This window comes from Cellulomonas sp. KU4C (assembly GCF_056868065.1).
In genome coordinates this window covers 2,548,364-2,567,545 of the sequence record NZ_CP200322.1, presented here as the reverse complement: position 1 = coordinate 2,567,545, position 19,182 = coordinate 2,548,364, and the positions used below count along the sequence as shown (strand labels likewise).

Sequence of the window (19,182 nt, the reverse complement as noted above, 5' to 3'; positions counted from 1 at the left end):
GGCGGCGGGGTCACCCCCTCGCGAGCAGGGAGCGGACCTCGGCGGCGAACGCGTCTCCCCGCGCTGCGTACGACGCGAACTGGTCCATCGAGGCGCACGCCGGCGCCAGGAGGACGGTCGTGCCCGTGGCGCCGGTCGCCGAGCGCGCGTCCGCCAGGCGGCGGGCCTCGGTCACGGCGCGGGTCATCACGGTCCCAGTGTCACCGGGATCGACCCGCACCACCGGGACGTCCGGGGCGTGTCGGGCGAGCGCGTCCGCGAGCGGCGCGGCGTCGACCCCGATGAGCACGACGGCGTGCAGCCGGTCCGCGCGCGACGCCACCAGGTCGTCGAAGGTCGCGCCCTTGGCCAGGCCGCCGGCGACCCACACGACGCTCCCGGCGGCGAACGAGGCGAGCGCGGCCGCGGCGGCGTGCGCGTTGGTGGCCTTGGAGTCGTCGACCCAGCGCACCCCGTCGACGTCGGCGACGGTGGCGATCCGGTGCGTGCCGGGCCGGTAGGCGCGCAGCCCGTCGCGGACCGCGGCGGGCTCGACCCCGTGGGCCAGCGCGAGCGACGCCGCGGCGAGCGCGTCCTGCACCACGTGCGGCGCGAGCCCGTCGGGCCCGGCGAGGTGCGCGAGGTCGTCGAACGTCGCCAGCTCGGCGGCGTGCGTGTGCCGCAGCGCGGCGAACCCGCGGTCGACGAGCACGTGGTCGACCAGGCCGACCTGGCCCACGGACGGGGCGCCGAGGGTGAACCCGACCGCGACGGCGCCGTCGGCGACGTCGGCCTCCCGGACCAGGTCCTCGGTGGTGCGGTCGGCGGCGTTGTAGACGCACGCGACCTCGACCCCGGCGTAGACCCGGCCCTTGTCCGCGGCGTACGCGTCCAGGGAGCCGTGCCAGTCGAGGTGGTCGGCGGCGACGTTGAGCACCACGGCGGCCTGCGCGGCCATCGACGTGGTGTGGTGCAGCTGGAAGCTCGACAGCTCGACGGCCAGCACGTCCAGCGCCGGGTCGGTGGCGGCGAGCACCACGGGCGTGCCGACGTTGCCCACCGCGGCCGTGCGCCGGCCCGCGGCCGTGAGCACGGAGGCCAGCATCTCGACGGTCGTCGTCTTGCCGTTGGTCCCGGTGACCGCGAGCCACGGCGCGGGCCCGTCGCCGGAGTCCCGGTCGACGCGCAGCCGCCACGCGAGCTCGACCTCGCTCCACACCGGCACGCCGGCGGCGCGCGCGGCGGCCAGCAGCGGGTGGCTCGGGGGCAGCCCGGGCGACGCGACGACGACGTCCACGCCGTCGAGCCCGCCTCCCCCGAGGAACGCCGCCACGTCGCGCGCGTCGGCGTCCTCGGCGCGGTCGTCCACCGTGGTGACGCGGGCGCCGAGGCCGGCGAGCACGTCGCGCGCGGCGCGTCCGGACACCCCGAGCCCGGCGACGACCACCGTCGCCGACGCGAGCGCGGACCGGGTCAGGTCGTCAGCGTCGTCCGCCACGGTCAGCCCGTCACCCACTCCGCGTAGAAGATCCCGACCCCGAGCGCTACGAACAGCCCGGCGATCAGCCAGAACCGGATGACGATCGTGACCTCGCCCCACCCCGACAGCTCGAAGTGGTGGTGCAGCGGTGCCATCTTGAACACCCGTCTGCCCGTCATCTTGAAGAACCCGATCTGGATGACGTCCGACAGCACCACGATGACGAACAGGCCGCCGATGATCGCGGCCAGCACCTCGGTGCGGGTGACGATCGACATACCGGCGAGCGCGCCGCCGAGGGCCAGCGAGCCGGTGTCGCCCATGAAGATCTTCGCGGGGCTGGCGTTCCACCACAGAAACCCGAAGCACGCGCCGGTGATCGCCGCGGCGACCACGGCCATGTCCAGGGGGTCGCGGGTGGCGTAGCACCGCGCGCCGGCGGTCAGCGCGCACCGCTGGTTGAACTGCCAGACGCAGACGATGACGTACGCGCCGAACACGATCAGCGAGGCGCCGGTCGCGAGCCCGTCCAGGCCGTCGGTGAGGTTGACCGCGTTGGACCAGGCGGTGATGAGGAAGTTCGCCCAGATCACGAACAGGATGGCGCCGACGGTGGCACCGGCGAACGCGAGGTCCAGGCCGGTGTCGCGGATGAACGAGATCTTGGTCGACGCCGGGGTGCGCATCGTCGCGTCGGGGAACTGCAGCGCGAGCACCGCGAACGTGATGCCGACGGCGCCCTGCCCGACGATCTTCCACCGGGCGGACAGCCCGAGGCTGCGCTGGCGGGAGATCTTGATGAAGTCGTCCAGGAACCCGACGACGCCCAGGCCGGTCATGAGGAACAGCACGAGCACCGCCGAGGCGCTCGGCACGTTCCCGCTGGCCAGCGCGGCGACGGCCCAGCCGATCAGGGTGGCCCCGATGATGACGACGCCGCCCATCGTGGGCGTGCCGCGCTTGGTGTAGTGCGCGGTCGGGCCGTCCTGGCGGATGAACTGGCCGTACTGCTTCGTGACCAGGAAGTTGATGAACAGGGGCGTGGCCAGCAGGGCCACCACCATCGCGACGCCACCGGCGACGAGGACGGAGATCACGCGGGCACCTCCGTCGCACCGGCGCCGCCGGCGGTCAGCAGGTCCCCGAGGCGCCACAGACCGGCGTCCTGCGAGGACTTCACCAGCACGACGTCACCGGGGCGCAGCTCGCGCTCGAGCAGCGCGGCCGCGGCGTCGACGTCGTCCACGATCGCGACCTCGTCGCCCCACGACCCCTCGCGCTGGGCGCCCGCCGCGATACCGAGGGCGCCCTTCCCCACCACGACCGTGAGGCCGACGTTGAGCCGCACGACCTGCAGGCCGATCGCCTCGTGCTCGGCGCGCGCGTCGGGCCCGAGCTCCATCATCTCGCCGAGCACCGCGACCGAGCGGCGCTCGCGCCCGGCCAGCACGGCGAGCGCGCGCAGCGCCGCGCGCACCGAGTCCGGGTTGGCGTTGTACGAGTCGTCCACGACCGTGATGCCGTCCGGGCGGTCGACCACGTGCATGCGGTGCGGGCTGAGCGCGTCGGCGGCGCCGAGCCCGGCGGCGACGTCGTCGAGCGGCAGGCCGACGGCCAGGGCCGCGGCGGCGGCGGCGAGCGCGTTGTGGGCGTGGTGCTCCCCCACGAGCCGCAGCGCGACGTCCGCGCGGCGCCGCTCCCCCGGGGCGTCGCCCTCGACGGGCGGGACCGGGCCGGCGTCCAGCGTGAACGCGGCGCGCCCGGCGCGGTCCACCCGCAGGTCGACGGCGCGCACGTCGGCGGTGCTCGTGGTGCCGAACGTCGCGACCGGTCCGGGCGCGAGGTCCGCCATCGCGCGCACACGGTCGTCGTCCGCGTTGAGCACGGCGACGCCGCCGGGTGCGAGTCCCGTGACGATCTCGGACTTCGCGCGCGCGACGGCCTCGATGCCGCCGAACCCGCCGAGGTGGGCGTGCCCGACGACCAGGACCACCGCGACGTCGGGCGGCGCGATGTCGGTCAGGTAGGTGAGGTGCCCGGGGCCGGAGGCGCCCATCTCGAGCACGAGGAACCGGGTCTGCTCGTCGGCGCGCAGCACCGTGAGCGGCAGGCCGATCTCGTTGTTGAACGACTTGACCGGGGCGACCGTCGGGCCGGCGGCGGTGCACAGCTGCGCCAGCAGGTCCTTGGTGGTGGTCTTGCCGACCGAGCCGGTCACGCCGATCACCTGCAGCCCGGCGCCGCCGGGCTCCGCGGCGGCCTCGCGCAGCAGCACGAGCACCTCGCGGGCCAGGTCGCCGAGCGCGCGCTCCACGTCCTCGACGACGACCGACGGCAGCGCGTCGCCCGCGTCGTCGGCCAGCTCGCGCGCGGCCAGCACGAGGCGCGCGCCGCCGGAGACCGCGGTCGACGCGAAGTCGTGCCCGTCGACGTGCTCACCGGGAAGGGCCACGAACAGCGACCCGGGCTCGACCTGGCGCGAGTCGACGACCACGGCGCCGGAGACCACCGTCGCCGGGTCGAGGTCCGCCGGGTGCAGCCGCCCGCCCGTCGCGGCCGCCACCTGCGCCGCCGTCAGCGCGATCACGCCTGCGGCCCCTGCACGACCGGGGCCTGCGCGCCGGTGGCCTGCGCCGCCCGCAGCACGTCGCGGTCGTTGTACCGGTGGAAGACGCCGGCGATCTCCTGCGTCGGCTCGTGGCCCTTGCCCGTGATGATGATGGTGTCCAGCTCCGTCGCGAGGTCGAGGGCGTCGTGGATGGCCTGCGTGCGGCTGGTCGCCTCGTGCACGTCGGCGAGGTCGGGGCGCTCGTCGCGGACCCCGTCCAGGATGGCGGCCCGGATGGACGCGGGGTCCTCCGAGCGCGGGTTCTCGTCGGTGACGACGAGGACGTCGGCGAGCCGCGCGGCGACGGCGCCCATGATCGGGCGCTTCCCGCGGTCCCGGTCCCCGTCGGAGCCGAACACGATGACCAGGCGGCCGGGCGTGATCGGGCGCACGGCCTCCAGGGCCAGCACGAGGGCGTCGGGCGTGTGCGCGTAGTCGACGAGGCACAGCGGGCGCCCGGCCCCGCGCTCGATGACGCGCTCCATGCGCCCCGGGACGCCGGCCGAGCGGCCGACGGCGTCGATCGCGTCCGCCAGCGGCACGCCGGCCCGGTGCGCGAGCACGACTGCCAGCGCCGCGTTCGACACGTTCACCAGGCCCGGCAGCGGGCTCGCGGCACGGTGCTCCGTGCCGTCGGGGCCGCGCAGCACGAACGTCGAGCCGACGCCGTCCAGGCCGATGTCGGCCTCGGTCACGGCCCAGTCGGCGGTCGCGGACTCCGGCGAGCCCACGTGGGTGGCGACGGTGTCGACCGGGATCTCGGCCTCGGCCGCGAGGCGCCGGCCCCACGCGTCGTCGACGACGACCACGCCCCGCCTGGCGTGCCCGGCGTGGAACAGCCGGGCCTTGGCCTGGAAGTAGCCCTCCATGTCGCCGTGGAAGTCGAGGTGGTCGCGCTGCAGGTTGGTGAACCCGGCGACGTCGACCTCGAGGCCGGCCATCCGCCCGAGCGCCAGCGCGTGCGAGGACACCTCGGTGACCGCCGCGGTCGCGCCGCGCTCCAGGCCGAGCGCCAGGACGGACTGCAGCACCGGGGCCTCGACGGTGGTCCGCGGGCTCTCGATCGCGTCGTCGCCGATCCGCAGCTCGACCGTGCCCATGACGACCGTCCGGTCGTGGGCGCGGCGCAGGGCGGAGTCGACGAAGTACGTCGTGGTGGTCTTGCCGTTGGTGCCGGTGATGCCCACCGTCGTCAGGCGCCGCCCGGGGTGGTCGTGCAGCCAGGCCGCCATCGGGCCCGCCTGGCCGCGCGGGTCGGGCGTCACCAGGACGGGCAGGCCGGCGGCGAGCGGGTCGGCGGCGAGCAGCTCCGCGCCCGCGGCGTCGGTGACCACGGCCACGGCCCCGGCGGCGACCGCCTGGCCGGTGTGCGCGGCCCCGTGGGTGTGCGCACCGGGGACGGCGACGAACACGTCGCCCGGCAGCACGTCGCCGCTGGCGACCGTGATGCCGGAGGTCTCGAGGTCCGCCGGCACGCCGGCGTCGCCCGGACCCGCGGCGACGAGCGCGAACGCGTCGGCGAGGTCGGCGACCCGGCGGCGGTGGGGGTGCTCCGGGCGCAGCCGGCCCTGCGGGGACGTCATAGGGAGAATCTACCGCGCGGGGCCGGGCCGCCCGCGACCGCAGCCGTGCTACAGGGCGTCGCCGAGACCTGCGTCACGGCGCGCGTCACCGGCGCGGTCACCAGGTCGTCGGGAACAGCTCGGGCTGGGTGCCGCTGGGGGCGACGCCGAGCTCGGTGAGCGCGTAGCCGGCCACGTCCGAGAACACGGGACCGGCGACGGTGCCGCCCCACTCCGACGTCTTCGGGTTGTGCAGCACGACGCTCATCGCGATCGCGGGGTCGTCGGCGGGCGCGACGCCGATGAACGACGCCGTGATGCCGGTCCGGCCCGGGACGACCCACGACTGGGCGGTGCCCGTCTTGCCGGCCACGCGGTAGCCCGGGATCGCGGCCGAGGAGCCGGTGCCCTCGTCGACGGCGCTCTCCATCATCGACAGCACGGTGTTCGCCGTCTCCGGGGACACGACCTGGGTGCGCGCGGCGGGCGCCGCCGGCGTGTACGTGCCGTCCGGCTCGGTCCAGCCCTTGACCAGGTGCGGCGTGATCCGCACGCCGTCGTTCGCCATCGTGGCGAACACCTCGGTGGCCTGGAGCGCGGTCACGGACACGGCCTGGCCGAACAGCACGGCGTACTTGGACCGGCCGTCCCACTGGTCCGCGGGGTGCAGCAGGCCGGCGGACTCGTTCGGCAGCTCGATGCCGGTCTTCGCCCCGAAGCCGAACTTCGCCAGGTAGTCGTACCGGACCTGCTGCGGGATGTCCTGCCCGATCATGACGGTGCCGGTGTTCGACGACTCCGCCAGGATCCCGGTCGTCGTCAGCCGCAGGCCCGCGTGCTCGTGCGAGTCCTTGAACGTCTGGTTGTTCGCCGTCGTGTACTGGTACGGCACCTCGAACTGCGTGTACGGGTCGACCAGCCCGGTCTCGATCGCCGCGGCCATCGTGATGATCTTGGCCGTCGACCCGGGCTCGAACACGTCGGAGACCGCGCTGGACCCGCGCCACAGGTCGGTGGTCGCGCCCGGGTTGTTCGGGTCGACCGTGCGGGACTCCGCGATGGCGAGCACCTCACCGGTCTTCACGTCGAGCGCCACGATCGAGCCCGAGTCGGAGCCGGTGGCCGCCACCTGCGCCTCGATGGCCTGCTGCGCCTTCCACTGCAGGTCGAGGTTGAGGGTGAGCTGCACGTCGCGGCCGTCGGTCGCCGGGGTCGACTCCTCGAAGCCGCCCGGGATCTGCTGGCCGCCGCGACCGCGCTCGTACGTGGTGCTGCCGGGGGTCCCCGTGAGCTCGGAGTCGAGCACCGCCTCGAGGCCCTGCGCGCCCGTGCCCTCGGCGTTGACCCAGCCGAGCACGTTGCCCGCCAGGTTCGCGTTCGGGTACACCCGCTCGGCGACCTGCTCGGCGGAGATGCCGTTGATCCGCAGCTCGCGGACCGCCTGCCACACCTCGGGCAGCACGCCCTTGGCGATGTACTTGAACCCGGAGTCGCCGTCGAGCTTCGCGCCCAGCTCCGCGGCGTTGACCTCGAGCAGCGGGGCGATCAGCTGGGCGGCGCCGGCGGCGCCCGAGTAGGACTCGCCGTCGACCGTCGCCGACCACGTCGCGACCAGGTTCTGGTTCACCGCGATGTCGTACCGGTCCACCGAGGTGGCGAGCACCTCGCCGTTCGCGTCCGTGATCTGGCCGCGGGAGGCGACCAGCTGGGCGTTGGTGAGCCGGCTCTGCAGCGCCTCGGCGGCGATCGCGTCACCGCCGATGCCCTGGAGCCACACCAGCCGGCCGGTGAACACCGTCAGCAGCAGCGCGATCAGGACGACCAGCACGGCGCGACGCCGGTGCAGGACGGCCAGGCTCGGGCCGCCGGTGCGCGCCGGGGCCCACGGCCCCCGTGGGCCGCGCTGGGTGGGCACGGTGCCGCGGCCGGCCGGGCGCACCGGCCGCGCGGGGGCGGCGGTGCGACGGGTCGGCGTGCTCACGGCGTGGGCTCCGTGCCGCCCCGGACCGTGCCGTCGGCGAGCGTGAGCCAGCCGGTCGGGCCCGCGGGCTGCATGCCGAGGCCCTGCGCCGCCGCCGCGAGGTTCGCGGGCGACGTGTTCGCGTCGATCTGCGCGGCCAGCGCCTGCTCGTCCCTGGCCAGCTCGGCGAGCCGGACGTCCATGGTGCGGGTCTCGTACGCGCCCGCGGCGAGCTGCGTGTTCAGCAGCAGCGCGGACAGCAGCGCCCCGCCGAGGATCGCCATGCACGAGACCACGAACGGCACGTGCGTGCGGGCCTGGGCCGGCGGGCGGACCAGGCGGAGCCGCGGGGCGGTCCGGGTCGCGGGGGCCGGGGCGGACGGACGGGGCTGGACGCGGGGTGCCTGGACCCGCGCTGCGGCCTGCTGGGCGCTCATGCGGTTCTCCTCGGTCCGGTGCTGGTGCTGCGGGTGCTGCGGGGACGGGTGCTGCGGCCGCGGCCGGCGGGACTGCCGCCGTCCGCCACGGGCCGCCGGTGCTCGGGGGTCGGGCGCAGCCGCTCGGCCGCCCGCAGGCGCACCGACTGCGACCGCGGGTTGCGGGCGAGCTCGGCCTCGTCGGCCTCCTCCGCACCGCGGATCAGCAGCCGCAGGTACGGCTCGTCCGTCTCCGGGACGACCGGCAGGCCGGGCGGGGAGCTGATCTCGGCGCCGGCCGCGAACGCGCGCTTGACCAGCCGGTCCTCGAGCGACTGGTACGACTCGACGACGATCCGGCCCCCCACCACCAGCGACTCGATCGCCGCCGGGACCGCGCGGGCCAGGACCGCGAGCTCGTCGTTGACCTCGATCCGCAGCGCCTGGAACGTCCGCTTGGCGGGGTTGCCGCCGGTCTGCCGGGCCGCGGCGGGGATGCCCGCGCGCACCAGGTCCACGAGCTCGTGGGTCCGCTCCAGCGGCGCCTGCTCGCGCGCCTGGACGATCCGCCGCGCGATCCGCCCCGCGAACCGCTCCTCGCCGTACTCGCGCAGGACCCGGGTGAGCTCGCGCTCGTCGTAGGTGTTGAGCACCTCCGCGGCGGTCAGGCCCCGCGTCGGGTCCATCCGCATGTCCAGCGGCGCGTCCTGCGCGTAGGAGAAGCCCCGCTCGGCCTCGTCCAGCTGCAGCGACGACACGCCGAGGTCCATCAGGACGCCCTGCACGCCGGGCAGGCCGAGCCGCTCGAGCACCGCGGGGATCTCGTCGTACACCGCGTGCACGGGGGTGAACCGGTCGCCGAACCGGGCGAGCCGCTCCGACGCGAGCGCCAGGGCCTCGGGGTCGCGGTCGACGCCGATCACACGCACGTGCTCGAACGCGGCCAGCACGCCCTCGGTGTGCCCGCCCATGCCGAGCGTCGCGTCCACCATCACCGAGCCCGGCTCCGCGAGGGCGGGGGCCAGCAGGTCGAGGCAGCGCTGGAGCAGCACGGGCGTGTGCCGCGACGCGGCGTCGCGCTCGGACATGCGGGCCTCCTCGGGCGGTGCGGACTCGGTGCTGCGTACGTACGTGCGTGCGTGCTGCGTGCGTGGTGCTGCGGGGCTGGTGGTCGGGCGGCCCCTCCGCCGTCCGACCAGATCCCCCACCGGCCCTCTGGCGCCGGGGAAGTGGCGTCAGAGCTGCCGGGGGGAGGTCTCGTCGTGCGGTGGTGCGGGTGGTGCGGGGTGGTGCTCGGTGGTGCTCGGTGCTGCGGCCCGGGCTCAGAAGGCCCCGGGGAAGACCTCCTCGGCGGTCTCGGCGTACCCGGCCTCCTGCTCCGCCAGGTACGACTCCCACGCCTGCAGGTCCCAGATCTCCACCCGGGTGCCGGCGCCGATCACGGCGACGTCCCGGTCGAGACCCGCGTAGGTGCGCAGCATCGGGGGGATCGAGATGCGCCCCTGCTTGTCCGGCGTCTCGTCGGAGGCGCCGGACAGGAACACGCGCAGGTAGTCCCGCGCCTGCTTGCTCGTCACCGGGGCCTGCCGGAAGCTTGTCGTGCATCCGCGCGAACTCGTCGAGCGGCAGCAGGAACAGGCACCGGTCCTGACCCCGGGTCATGACCAGACCCTGGGCGAGCTGGGGGCGGAACTTGGCCGGGAGGATCAGCCGCCCCTTCTCGTCCAGCTTCGGGGTGTGCGTCCCGAGGAAGGGCACAGCGGCGCCGAGTCCGGCAAGCGTCTGCTCGAACCCCACGTCGCCCTCCTCCCCGGACCGCGCGGTCGGGCGCCCTGCGGCACCCGATGGCTCCACGGTACTCCACTTCACTCCACCAGCACCCTGTGAATCGGCGGCGGACGGGTGAAGTTGAGATGTCTGTGCAGGTCAGGACCGGTGGAGCGAGGTGGAGGAATCTGCGGTGCGCGCGGCGGATCCGTGTCGGCCGACCCGCGCCCTCCCCCGCACCCGCGGGCGCGTCTGCGCTGGTCAGCGGCTCACGCGGCGTCACGCCCTCGCAGCCCCGCGCGACGCAGGGCGCGCCGGGGAGCGATGTGGAGGACCGGGGTCCGGCGCGGGTGGGGGGAAGTGGGGGGATCACCTCCCGCACCGGCCGACCTCCCCTTAGGCTCTCCCCAGTCGACCGAGGGGTTCTCATGCCGCGAGCAGTACCCGGTGCGTCCGAGATGGACGAGCTCATCACCGTGACGGACCGGATGCGGGCGGGGATCGACCGCGTCGTCTCCGGTCGCCCCGAGCTGGTCCGCACGACCGTCGCCGTGCTGCTCGCCGAGGGGCACCTGCTGCTGGAGGACGTGCCCGGCGTCGGCAAGACCACGCTCGCCAAGGCGCTCGCCCGCAGCATCGACTGCACCGTCGGCCGCGTGCAGTTCACGCCCGACCTGCTGCCCAGCGACCTGACGGGCGTGACGATCTACCGCGCGGCGACCCAGGAGTTCGAGTTCCGGCCCGGCCCGGTGTTCTCGCACGTCGTCATCGGCGACGAGATCAATCGCGCCTCCCCCAAGACGCAGGCCGCCCTGCTGGAGTCCATGCAGGAGGCCCAGGTCACCGTCGACGGGACGACCTACCCGCTGCCGCGGCCGTTCCTCGTCGTCGCGACCCAGAACCCCGTCGAGATGGAGGGCACCTACCCGCTGCCCGAGGCCCAGCGCGACCGGTTCATGGCGCGCCTCACCGTCGGGTACCCGAGCGCGGAGGCCGAGCTCGCGATGCTCGACCTGCAGGAGACCACCGACCCGCTCGCCCACCTCACCGCCATCACCGACGCCGCCCAGGTCGGCCGGCTCATCGAGACCACCCGGCACCTGTACGCGTCCCCCGCGGTGAAGCAGTACGTCGTGGACCTCGTCGCCGGCACCCGCGACGACCCCGCGCTGCGCCTCGGCGCCTCCCCCCGGGCCGCGATCCAGCTGCTCCGTGCCGCGAAGGGCTACGCCGCCGTCGCCGGCCGGGACCACGTGCTGCCCGACGACGTCCAGCAGCTCGCCGAGCCCGTGCTCGCGCACCGCGTCATCCTCAGCGCGGAGTCCCGGCTGTCGGGCCGCTCGGGCCAGGACGTCATCGCCGACCTCGTGGCGCGGACCGGCGTCCCGGCGCCCGCGCGCGGCTCGGTGCACGACCGCGGCGCCGTGCACGACCGCAGCGCCGCGGGCTGATGCGCCTGCGCCCGACCCGCCGGGGCACCGGGATGCTGGTCCTCGGCACCGCGGTCGCCGCGACCGGCACCGCGTTCGGGTCCACCGACCTGCTGACCATCGGCACGCTGCCGGTGCTGCTCGTCGTGCTCGGCCTGCTCGCGGTCGGCATCGGCGACCCCGGGCGCGGACGCGGGCTGCGCACCCGGCGCGCGGTGCACCCCGACCCGGTGCACGTCGGCCGGTCCGCGGACGTGCAGGTCGAGGTCGCCCTCGCCCGCGGGACGTCGCGGGCCCGGCTCGCGGACCTCCGGCTGCGCGAGCAGGCCGCGGTCGAGCTGTCCGGCGGCCGCCCGCTGCGCGCCACGGTCAGCCGCGAGCCCCGGGCCGTCCGGCTGCGGTACCCGGTCCAGGCGACCCGGCGCGGCCGCTGGGCCCTCGGCCCCCTGATCGTCACCCGGACCGACCCGTTCGGCGTCGCCCAGGTGCGCGCGACGCTCGGCGAGCGCGAGACCGTCACCGTCTGGCCCGCCGTCGTCGACCTCACCGTGCCCCGCGAGCTGCTGGTCGCCGAGCCCGAGCGCTCCGTGGTCGGCGCCCGGTCGCCCGCCTCCGACGACGCCGCGCTGCGCGACTACCGGGTCGGCGACGACCTGCGCCGCGTGCACTGGCCCAGCAGCGCCCGGCGCGGCGAGCTCGTGGTCCGGTCCGACGAGCGCGCCGGGATGCGACCCGTGACCGTCCTGCTCGACCAGTGCGCGCCCGGCGAGGCCCTCGAGTGGAGCATCTCGCTCGCCGCGTCGGCCGCGATCGCGCTGCACGGCGCCGGGCACCCGACGCACCTGCTGACCGGCACCGGCGCCGACGACCCCCGGGCGACCCGCCTGGAGGCGCCGTCGCGCCAGCAGCTCCTCGAGGCCACCGTCGACCTCGCCGGGCACGGCGACACCGGCACCGCCCAGCGCGCGCTGCTCGCGGAGATCCGCGGGCTAGACGACACCGACGGCGGCTCCGGCCTGGTCGTCGCCGTGCTCGGCCCGCAGGGCGCCGCCGGGCGCGCGGCGCTCGCCGGGGTCAGCCAGACCCGGCCCGGCTGGGCCGTCGTGCGCGGCGCCGAAGTCGACGAGGCCGCCGGGGGCACCGCCCGCGCGCTGCGCCGCGCCGGCTGGCGGGTCGTCCAGGCCGCACCCGGGGCGGACCTCGCCGCCACGTGGTGGCGCCTCACCGGCGGTGCCGCGTGAGCAGCGGGAACGCGCTGCGCCGCGGCTGGCGGTCGCCGGTCGCGACCACCGTCGTCGCGCTCGCCACCGTGACCGCCCTCGGTGCGCTGAGCGGGCTGCTGGCCGGCGGCCCGTGGCCCTGGCGCGCCGGGGTCGCCGTCGCCCTCACCGCGCTCGTCGTCGGCGGCGTCCGCAGCCTCACGCGGTCGGCGTGGCTGCCGTCGCTCGTCGGACTCGTCGTGGCCGCGTACGCGCTGCTCGCCTGGTACGCGACCCCACCGGGCGGCAACCCGCTGCTCGTCGGCCCCGGCACCGTCGAGCGCGCCGGCCAGCTGCTCGCGCAGGCCGCCCAGCTCATCGAGACGTCCGTCGTGCCCCTCACGGTCTGGCCGCCCGTCGAGGCCGTCCTCGTCGGGGCCGCGGTGCTCGTGTTCCTGGCGGCCGACCTGCTCGCCGTCGGCTGCGGGATGCCCGCGCTGACCGGCCTCGCGTACCTCGCGGTGTGGACCCCGAGCGTCGTGCTCGGCTTCCCCGGCAGCACCTGGGCGCTGGCGGCCACCGGGTTCGCGTACCTCGTCCTGCTCGCGCTCGCCCAGCCGTCGGTCGCCCGCGACCGCACCGGCCGCCGCGCCGGGGTGGTGGTGGTCGGCGCCGCCGGGCTCGTCGCCCTCACGCTCGCCGCGGGCCCCGTGGTCGCCGCCGTCCCCGCGTGGTCCTGGCTCGACCTGCCCGACGTCGGGACCGGCGCCGTCGGACCCGTGCGGCTCGCCGACGACCTCGACCTGCGCGACAGCCTGCGCCAGCAGTCCGACCAGGTGGTGCTGCGCTACACCGTCGAGGCCCTCGGCGACGACGACCGCGGCCCCGCGGCCACCGCCGGCAACGTCGGGCCGCTCCGCTCCTTCACCCTGCGTGACTTCGACGGGCGCGGCTGGGAGCGCGACCCGACCGCCGAGCTCACCGAGTGGGACCCCGACGGCCTGCTCGCCTCGGACCCCGCGCTGGTCGGCACGCCCCCCGACGACGACCGCGGCACCCTCGCGCAGGTCGACGTGCAGGTCGGCGCGCTCCGCGAGCAGCGGCTGCCGGTCAGCACCTTCCCCCGGACCGTCGAGATCGACGGGGCGTGGAGCTGACGACGTCGCCCGCGACGAGGTCGTCGGCCGGGAGCGCACCGACGTCGACACCCGGTACGCGATGACGGTCGAGATCCCCGACCTCACGCCGGAGATGCTCCGCGGCGCCACCGGCGACCGGCCCGGGGACCTCGACCCCTACCTCGCGGTGCCCGGCACCGACCACGAGGCCGACCTGCGCGCCCTCGCCGCCGAGGTCACCGAGGGCGCCACCACCCCCTACGACCAGGCGCTCGCGCTGCAGACCTACTTCCGCGACAGCACCCAGTTCCGCTACGACACCACCGTCGACGCCGCCTCCAGCGACGACGCCGTCTGGGACTTCCTGGAGAGCCGCCGCGGCTACTGCGTGCAGTTCGCCACCGCCATGACCGTGCTCGCGCGGACCCTCGACATCCCCGCGCGCCTCGGCGTCGGGTTCCTGCCCGGCGACCTCGGCTCCGACCGGGCCTACCGGGTCACCGGTGCCGACGCGCACGCCTGGCCCGAGCTGTACTTCCCCGGCACCGGGTGGGTCCGGTTCGAGCCGACGCCCGCCGTGCAGACCGGCCCGCCGCCGTCCTGGAGCAACCCGTTCCGCGCGGCCGCGCCCACCGCCTCGCCCAGCGCCGCACCCGCGCAGCCGAGCCTCGCCCCCACCCCCGGCGCCACGACCAGCACGGCGCCCGCCGGCTCCGGCAGCACCGGCGGCGATGACACCGGCTCCGGCGGCGGCCCCGTCGTGCTGGTCGGCGTCGTCCTCGGGGGCCTCGCCGCCACCGCCAGCGCGCTCGCCCTGCTGCGCCGGCGCCGCGGAACCGGCGGCGCACCGTCCTCCGAGGTCGCGTGGCGGCGGCTGCGCGACCGGCTGCGGCGCGCAGGCATCACCTGGTCCGACGCCCGCACCCCCCGCCAGGTCGTCGACACCGTGCGTGCCCAGGTCGAGTCCCGCCGGGGCCGACCGCTGACTCCCGAGGGCGACCGCGCGCTCGTGGCGCTGGCGACCGCCGTCGAGCAGGACCGCTACGCCCCGCACCCCGTGGAGCACGACGCCGCGGAGCTGCAGGGCTGGGTCGCCGCGGTGCTCACCGACGTGAGCACGTCGACCCGCACCCGCCCCGCCGAGGGCGGGACCCCCGCACCCGCCTGACCCGCCCCGCCCGAGCCCGACCCACCCCGACCCGCCCGAGCCGACCCGCCCCCCGCACGCCCCCGCGCGCCGGGAACCGCCCGGCCGGTCCCGCTCCGGAGCCGCGCGGGGTGCCTCCCCCGATGCTGCGGACGAGAGGTCACGACACGCTGACCGCACCGCGCGCACACCCGCGTGTCGTGACCTCTCGCGGTGCCCGCAGTCGGGCGGGCGGGCGCGGGCGGGCGGGTCGCCGTGGCTGCCGGCGGGAGGTCCGGCGGGGGCGCGCCGTGGCGCGAGCACCTCGCCCGCGCTCGGCCGACGAGTGGTCACGACACGCGAGCCGGGGTGGTCGCGCGTCAGCGTGTCGTGACCACTCGCCCCAGGGGGGGACGGAGGTGGGGGCGGGCGCGAGGTCAGCGCGCAGCGACAGGGCGTGCCGCCCCTGCGGCGCGGCCGCGGTCGCAGGCGTGCCGGAGCGGCAGATGCGCCCGCGCGACAGGTCCACCCGCGCGACAGGTCCACCGGCGCGACAGGCGCGCCGAATCGCCTCAGGAATCGGCGCGCGGTGGAGTCAGGCGACGCCAGACCCGTCCGCGGCGGGAGAGGTCAGCGACCCTGCTCGCGGCGACGGTCCCAGCGGTCCTCCATGCGGTTCATGAAGCCCTTCTTGGGCGCCGCCGGTCGTCGGGTCGCGGTGCCGTCTGGCCGGACGACGCCGACCGGGCCGGTGCTGCGCCGCGGACGCGTGAACGCGAACGCGACGGACGCGAACATGACGACGAACCCGAGCACCCCGAGCCACACCTCGGACGAGGCGGCTCCGCCCACGAGCAGGAGGAGGCCGACGACGGCTCCGATGCCGCCCAGCACATATCGCATCACCGGCTTGCGGCCACGCGCTGTGAGCGTGTTCGCGAGCCGAGGATCATCAGACGTGAGCTGACGCTCCATCTGCTCCAGTACACGTTGTTCGTACTCGGAGAGAGGCATTCCAACCCCCGTGCTCCGCCGTTGGGACTGTCTTCGCCTCAGGATAGAGGGCGTTCGCCGAAGGCGGTAGTCGAGCGACCGACCGGACCGCGTGACGCTGCGGACACCGGGTGACGGGAACCTTCGGCGTGGCTGGTCCGTTCCGCCGCGGCCGCCCCCGCCGGGCGCGCGACCGAGCCCGCTACCCGGCCGGCGGCAGGTCCCGCAGCCGGGTCCGCGGCCCCGGCGGTCACGGGGATCGCGGCACCGGACGCGCCGGGGCCGGGTCGCGCCGACCTGCCGACCGTCCGGGTCCCGGCGCCGATCGACTCCCGGCCGAACCGCTCGCGGACCAGGTCCATCGCCCGCTCGGCGTCCCGGCGCGCGTCCGCGTTGTCCGCGACGGCCTCCTCGAGCGTCAGCTGCCGCGCCTGGTCCTCGGCGGGGGCGAGGCCCTCGGCGCGGACGCCGACGAGGCGCACGGGAAGCCCGCCGAGGTCGACGCCGGCGAGCAGCTCCCGGGCCGCCAGGTACAGCTCGCGACCGACGTCGGTGGGCTGGACGAGCGTGCGCGAGCGGGTGAGCGTGCGGAAGTCGGACGTGCGGATCTTCACCGCCACCGTCCGGGCGACGACGCCCTGCGCGCGCAGCCGGCCGGCGCACCGGTCGGCGAGCTCGAGCGCCTTGCTCTCCACGACCCGCATGTCCCGGACGTCGACCGCGAAGGTCTCCTCCGCACCGACGCTCTTCTCCTCCCGTCCCGGGTGCACCGGCCGGGGGTCCCGGCCCCACGCGAGGTCGTACAGGTGTGCGCCGGCGGTCCGACCCACCGCGCGCTGCACGGTGCCCACGTCGCTCGCGGCCAGCTCCGCCACGGTGCGGATCCCCCACCGCTCGAGCGCGCCGGCCGTCCGCTCCCCGACGCCCCAGAGCGCGCCCACCGGCAGGACGTGCAGGAACGCGACGGTCGCGTCCCGCGGGACCAGGAGCACCCCGTCAGGCTTCGCGTGGCCCGAGGCGAGCTTCGCGACGAACTTGGTGGCGGCGACCCCGACGGAGCAGGTGATGCCGTGCCGCGCCTGCACCCGCTCGCGGATCAGCGCGGCGATCCGCGTGGGGCTGCCGAGCCGCCGGCGCGCGCCGCTCACGTCGAGGAACGCCTCGTCGACGCTCACCTGCTCCACGAGCGAGGTCACCTCGCGGAGGATGTCCATGACGCTGCGCGAGACCTCGTGGTACGCCGTGTGGTCGGGCGGGACGACGACCGCCTGCGGGCAGAGCCGGCGCGCCGCGGCCATCGGCATCGCGGAGTGCACCCCGAAGGCGCGGGCCTCGTAGGTGGCCGCCAGCACCACGGAGCGCTCGGAGCCGCCGACGACGACGGGCCTCCCGCGCAGATGCGGCCGGCGGGCGAGCTCGACGGACGCGAAGAACGCGTCCATGTCGACGTGCAGGATCGAGCACCCGTCCTCCTCGGTGCCCCAGTCCCGCCGCGCCTCCGCCGCGCGAGGACCTCGGCTCATCCCGCGCGCACCCCGGCGGCGCCGACCAGCCGCGCGTCGTCCGGCTCCGCGCCCTCGAGCTCGGCGCGCACGACGTCCAGGAAGTCCTCGGCGTGGCACAGCACCTGCTCCGCCCGGGCTGCGCTGACGGCGTCGAACCGGCCGGCGTCCACCGCGGCGCGCAGACCGGCACCGCCGGCGAAGTCGCTCGACCACCGCCCGAGCTCGGGGGCCACGGAGTCCAGCAGCTCCCACACCGTGCGCGGCGCCCGGCGGCCCGACAGCGGCTGCCGCACCGCCAGCACCGCGGCACCGGCGCGCAGCGCGGCCAGGTGGGCGTGGGTGAACTGCTCCCACGGCTCGGAGGAGAACTGCGCGGCGACCAGCTCGGCGTCGGCGCGGTCCAGCAGCTCGGCGGCGCGACCGGACAGCCCGGGCACGGCACTCCGCGGGGCACGAAGGGTGTTGACCGGCATCGCGCACCTCCCTCTCTCGACCCACTCAGTATCGAACACCTGTTCGAACGCGTCAACCCGTACCGTGCAGGGGTGGCGTCCCGCGACCGTTCCGGATCGAAGAAGTCCGACCGCTCGGCCCGACCCGGTGCAGCCTCGCACCGACCACCGACACGCGGCTCCCGCGGCGGTCCGCCCGCCGACCGGTGGCCCGACGGGCCCGTGCCGATCGCGACCGGCACCGCCGAGGTGCAGCGGTCCCCCGACGACCCCGACGCCGTCACCCTGCTCGTGAACGGCGTGCCGAGCTCCACCTCGACCTCGCCGACCCGGAGCGGCTCGACTTCGAGTACATGCAGCAGATGGCGGCCGTGCTGGACCACCTGCCCGCCGGTGACGGTCCGGTGCGCCTGGTGCACCTCGGTGCCGCGGGCTGCGCGATGGCCCGGTGGGCGCACGCGCGGTTCCCCGGCGCGCGGCAGGTGGCCGTCGACCTCGACGGGGAGCTGGTCCGGCTGGTGCGGACCTGGTTCGACCTGCCGCGCTCCCCCGCGCTGCGCCTGCGGGCCGGCGAGGCGCGCGCCGAGCTGGCGACGCTGCCCGACGCGAGCACCGACGCGGTCGTCCGCGACGTGTTCGCCGGGGACCGCACGCCGCCGCACCTCACGACGGAGGAGTTCGTGCGGGACGCGGCCCGCGTGCTGCGCCCGGGCGGGGTCTACCTCGCGAACTGCGCCGACCGGCCGCCGCTGGCGCTCGCCCGGGCCGAGGCGGCGACGGCGGCCGCGGTGTTCCGGCACGTCGCGGTGATCGCCGAGCCGGCGCTCCTCAAGGGCCGCCGCTACGGGAACATCGTCGTGGTCGGGACCGACGACCCCGACCTGCTGGGCGACGCGGGGCTGGCCCGTGACCTGCGGTCCCTGCCGGTGCCGGCCAGGCTGGTGGGCGACGGGGAAGCTCGCGGCGTTCGTGGGCCGCGCGGCTCCGATCCGGGACGTCGCACCGGAGCTCGGGTCCGGCGAGCCAGAAGCTCGGGCCCGGCGACCCGGAGCGCCAGGAGCCGTAGGGCCCGGGACGCGGACGAGGCCGCACCCCCGTGGGGGTACGGCCTCGTCGCGAGACTCACCCGCGCGAGCGGGAGGCTCCTGAGATCAGAGCGGGCGGACCTGCTCGGCCTGCGGGCCCTTCGGGCCCTGCGTGATCTCGAACTCCACGCGCTGGCCCTCGTCGAGGCTGCGGTAGCCCGAGGAGTCGATCGCGGAGTAGTGCACGAAGACGTCAGCGCCGCCGCCGTCCTGAGCGATGAAGCCGAAGCCCTTCTCGGCGTTGAACCACTTGACAGCACCCTGTGCCATGTTCTTGTCCTTCTGTCCATCCGGTGACGGAACGGGACCTCGTGCCCCGTACCGTGCCGCAATGCCTATCCCGCGTCCTGCACCGGGTGCACCAGCCGGATGGCTGGAAGGTGTCGGCGAGCCGCCCGCGAGGGCTGCCCGACCGGCGCCGGTCAAGCGTCAGTACGTCACTGCAACGGGTCGATACTCTCACGCAGGTCATCCCGACGCCACGGTTCTGCCGGGCTCCCTC

At 76.0% G+C, this 19,182-nt stretch carries 15 protein-coding genes and 2 pseudogenes; 5 read left to right on the top strand and 12 right to left on the bottom strand.

Features of this window, described 5'->3' with window-relative positions:
* Positions 1–10: 10 nt before the first annotated feature.
* The 8 genes and pseudogenes from murD to mraZ all read right to left on the bottom strand — a co-directional run bounded on the left by murD (position 11) and on the right by mraZ (position 9,763).
* Positions 11–1,477, bottom strand: coding sequence for a UDP-N-acetylmuramoyl-L-alanine--D-glutamate ligase (gene murD / locus AC1VL8_RS12170; RefSeq protein ID WP_483075334.1), 1,467 nt, complete (start codon positions 1,475–1,477; stop codon positions 11–13).
* A 2-nt stretch (positions 1,478–1,479) separates the two neighbouring features.
* A complete protein-coding gene (gene mraY / locus AC1VL8_RS12165) occupies positions 1,480–2,556 on the bottom strand; it encodes a phospho-N-acetylmuramoyl-pentapeptide-transferase (protein WP_389227648.1) in 1,077 nt (358 codons plus the stop codon).
* Positions 2,553–4,046, bottom strand: a complete 1,494-nt coding sequence (locus tag AC1VL8_RS12160) for a UDP-N-acetylmuramoyl-tripeptide--D-alanyl-D-alanine ligase (RefSeq protein WP_389227645.1) — start codon at positions 4,044–4,046, stop codon at positions 2,553–2,555. Before AC1VL8_RS12160 ends, mraY begins: the two co-directional genes overlap by 4 nt.
* Positions 4,043–5,650, bottom strand: a complete 1,608-nt coding sequence (locus AC1VL8_RS12155) for a UDP-N-acetylmuramoyl-L-alanyl-D-glutamate--2,6-diaminopimelate ligase (RefSeq protein WP_483075333.1) — start codon at positions 5,648–5,650, stop codon at positions 4,043–4,045. The genes AC1VL8_RS12160 and AC1VL8_RS12155 overlap by 4 nt, the downstream gene beginning before the upstream one ends.
* A 97-nt stretch (positions 5,651–5,747) precedes the next feature.
* Positions 5,748–7,610 (bottom strand): peptidoglycan D,D-transpeptidase FtsI family protein, encoded by a 1,863-nt coding sequence (locus AC1VL8_RS12150; protein WP_483075332.1) that lies wholly within the window; start codon positions 7,608–7,610, stop codon positions 5,748–5,750.
* Positions 7,607–8,026 (bottom strand): cell division protein FtsL, encoded by a 420-nt coding sequence (ftsL, locus tag AC1VL8_RS12145; protein ID WP_389227636.1) that lies wholly within the window; start codon positions 8,024–8,026, stop codon positions 7,607–7,609. The genes AC1VL8_RS12150 and ftsL overlap by 4 nt, the downstream gene beginning before the upstream one ends.
* Positions 8,023–9,093: a 16S rRNA (cytosine(1402)-N(4))-methyltransferase RsmH gene (rsmH, locus tag AC1VL8_RS12140; RefSeq protein WP_389227633.1), complete on the bottom strand. Its 1,071-nt coding sequence runs from the start codon at positions 9,091–9,093 to the stop codon at positions 8,023–8,025. The genes ftsL and rsmH overlap by 4 nt, the downstream gene beginning before the upstream one ends.
* A gap of 234 nt (positions 9,094–9,327) precedes the next feature.
* Positions 9,328–9,763: pseudogene (gene mraZ, locus AC1VL8_RS12135) on the bottom strand (division/cell wall cluster transcriptional repressor MraZ).
* A gap of 437 nt (positions 9,764–10,200) precedes the next feature.
* Here mraZ and AC1VL8_RS12130 point away from each other — a divergent pair.
* From AC1VL8_RS12130 to AC1VL8_RS12115, 4 genes are all read left to right on the top strand, one after another.
* Positions 10,201–11,223, top strand: coding sequence for an AAA family ATPase (locus tag AC1VL8_RS12130; RefSeq protein WP_483075331.1), 1,023 nt, complete (start codon positions 10,201–10,203; stop codon positions 11,221–11,223).
* Positions 11,223–12,443, top strand: a complete 1,221-nt coding sequence (locus tag AC1VL8_RS12125) for a DUF58 domain-containing protein (protein ID WP_483075330.1) — start codon at positions 11,223–11,225, stop codon at positions 12,441–12,443. Before AC1VL8_RS12130 ends, AC1VL8_RS12125 begins: the two co-directional genes overlap by 1 nt.
* Positions 12,440–13,558, top strand: coding sequence for a TgpA N-terminal domain-containing protein (locus AC1VL8_RS12120; protein WP_483075329.1), 1,119 nt, complete (start codon positions 12,440–12,442; stop codon positions 13,556–13,558). The genes AC1VL8_RS12125 and AC1VL8_RS12120 overlap by 4 nt, the downstream gene beginning before the upstream one ends.
* A 61-nt stretch (positions 13,559–13,619) precedes the next feature.
* Positions 13,620–14,687, top strand: a complete 1,068-nt coding sequence (locus AC1VL8_RS12115; RefSeq protein WP_483075328.1) for a transglutaminase-like domain-containing protein — start codon at positions 13,620–13,622, stop codon at positions 14,685–14,687.
* 588 nt (positions 14,688–15,275) lie between these two features.
* Here AC1VL8_RS12115 and AC1VL8_RS12110 read toward each other — a convergent pair.
* The 3 genes from AC1VL8_RS12110 to AC1VL8_RS12100 are packed head-to-tail and all read right to left on the bottom strand — an operon-like array spanning position 15,276 to position 17,616.
* Positions 15,276–15,659: a DUF3040 domain-containing protein gene (locus AC1VL8_RS12110; protein WP_483075327.1), complete on the bottom strand. Its 384-nt coding sequence runs from the start codon at positions 15,657–15,659 to the stop codon at positions 15,276–15,278.
* Between the two features lie 38 nt (positions 15,660–15,697).
* Positions 15,698–17,161: a DNA polymerase IV gene (locus tag AC1VL8_RS12105; RefSeq protein WP_483075326.1), complete on the bottom strand. Its 1,464-nt coding sequence runs from the start codon at positions 17,159–17,161 to the stop codon at positions 15,698–15,700.
* Entirely contained in the window at positions 17,158–17,616 is a 459-nt protein-coding gene (locus tag AC1VL8_RS12100; RefSeq protein WP_483075325.1) for an SAV_6107 family HEPN domain-containing protein, read from the bottom strand. The genes AC1VL8_RS12105 and AC1VL8_RS12100 overlap by 4 nt, the downstream gene beginning before the upstream one ends.
* A 332-nt stretch (positions 17,617–17,948) precedes the next feature.
* On the opposite strand from AC1VL8_RS12100, the pseudogene AC1VL8_RS12095 reads away from it, so the two are divergent.
* A pseudogene (locus AC1VL8_RS12095) lies at positions 17,949–18,398 on the top strand (spermidine synthase); the annotation flags it as partial.
* Positions 18,399–18,746: 348 nt separating this feature from the next.
* Here the strand turns inward: AC1VL8_RS12095 and AC1VL8_RS12090 are convergent.
* Positions 18,747–18,950, bottom strand: coding sequence for a cold-shock protein (locus tag AC1VL8_RS12090; RefSeq protein ID WP_389227610.1), 204 nt, complete (start codon positions 18,948–18,950; stop codon positions 18,747–18,749).
* Positions 18,951–19,182 lie beyond the last annotated feature (232 nt).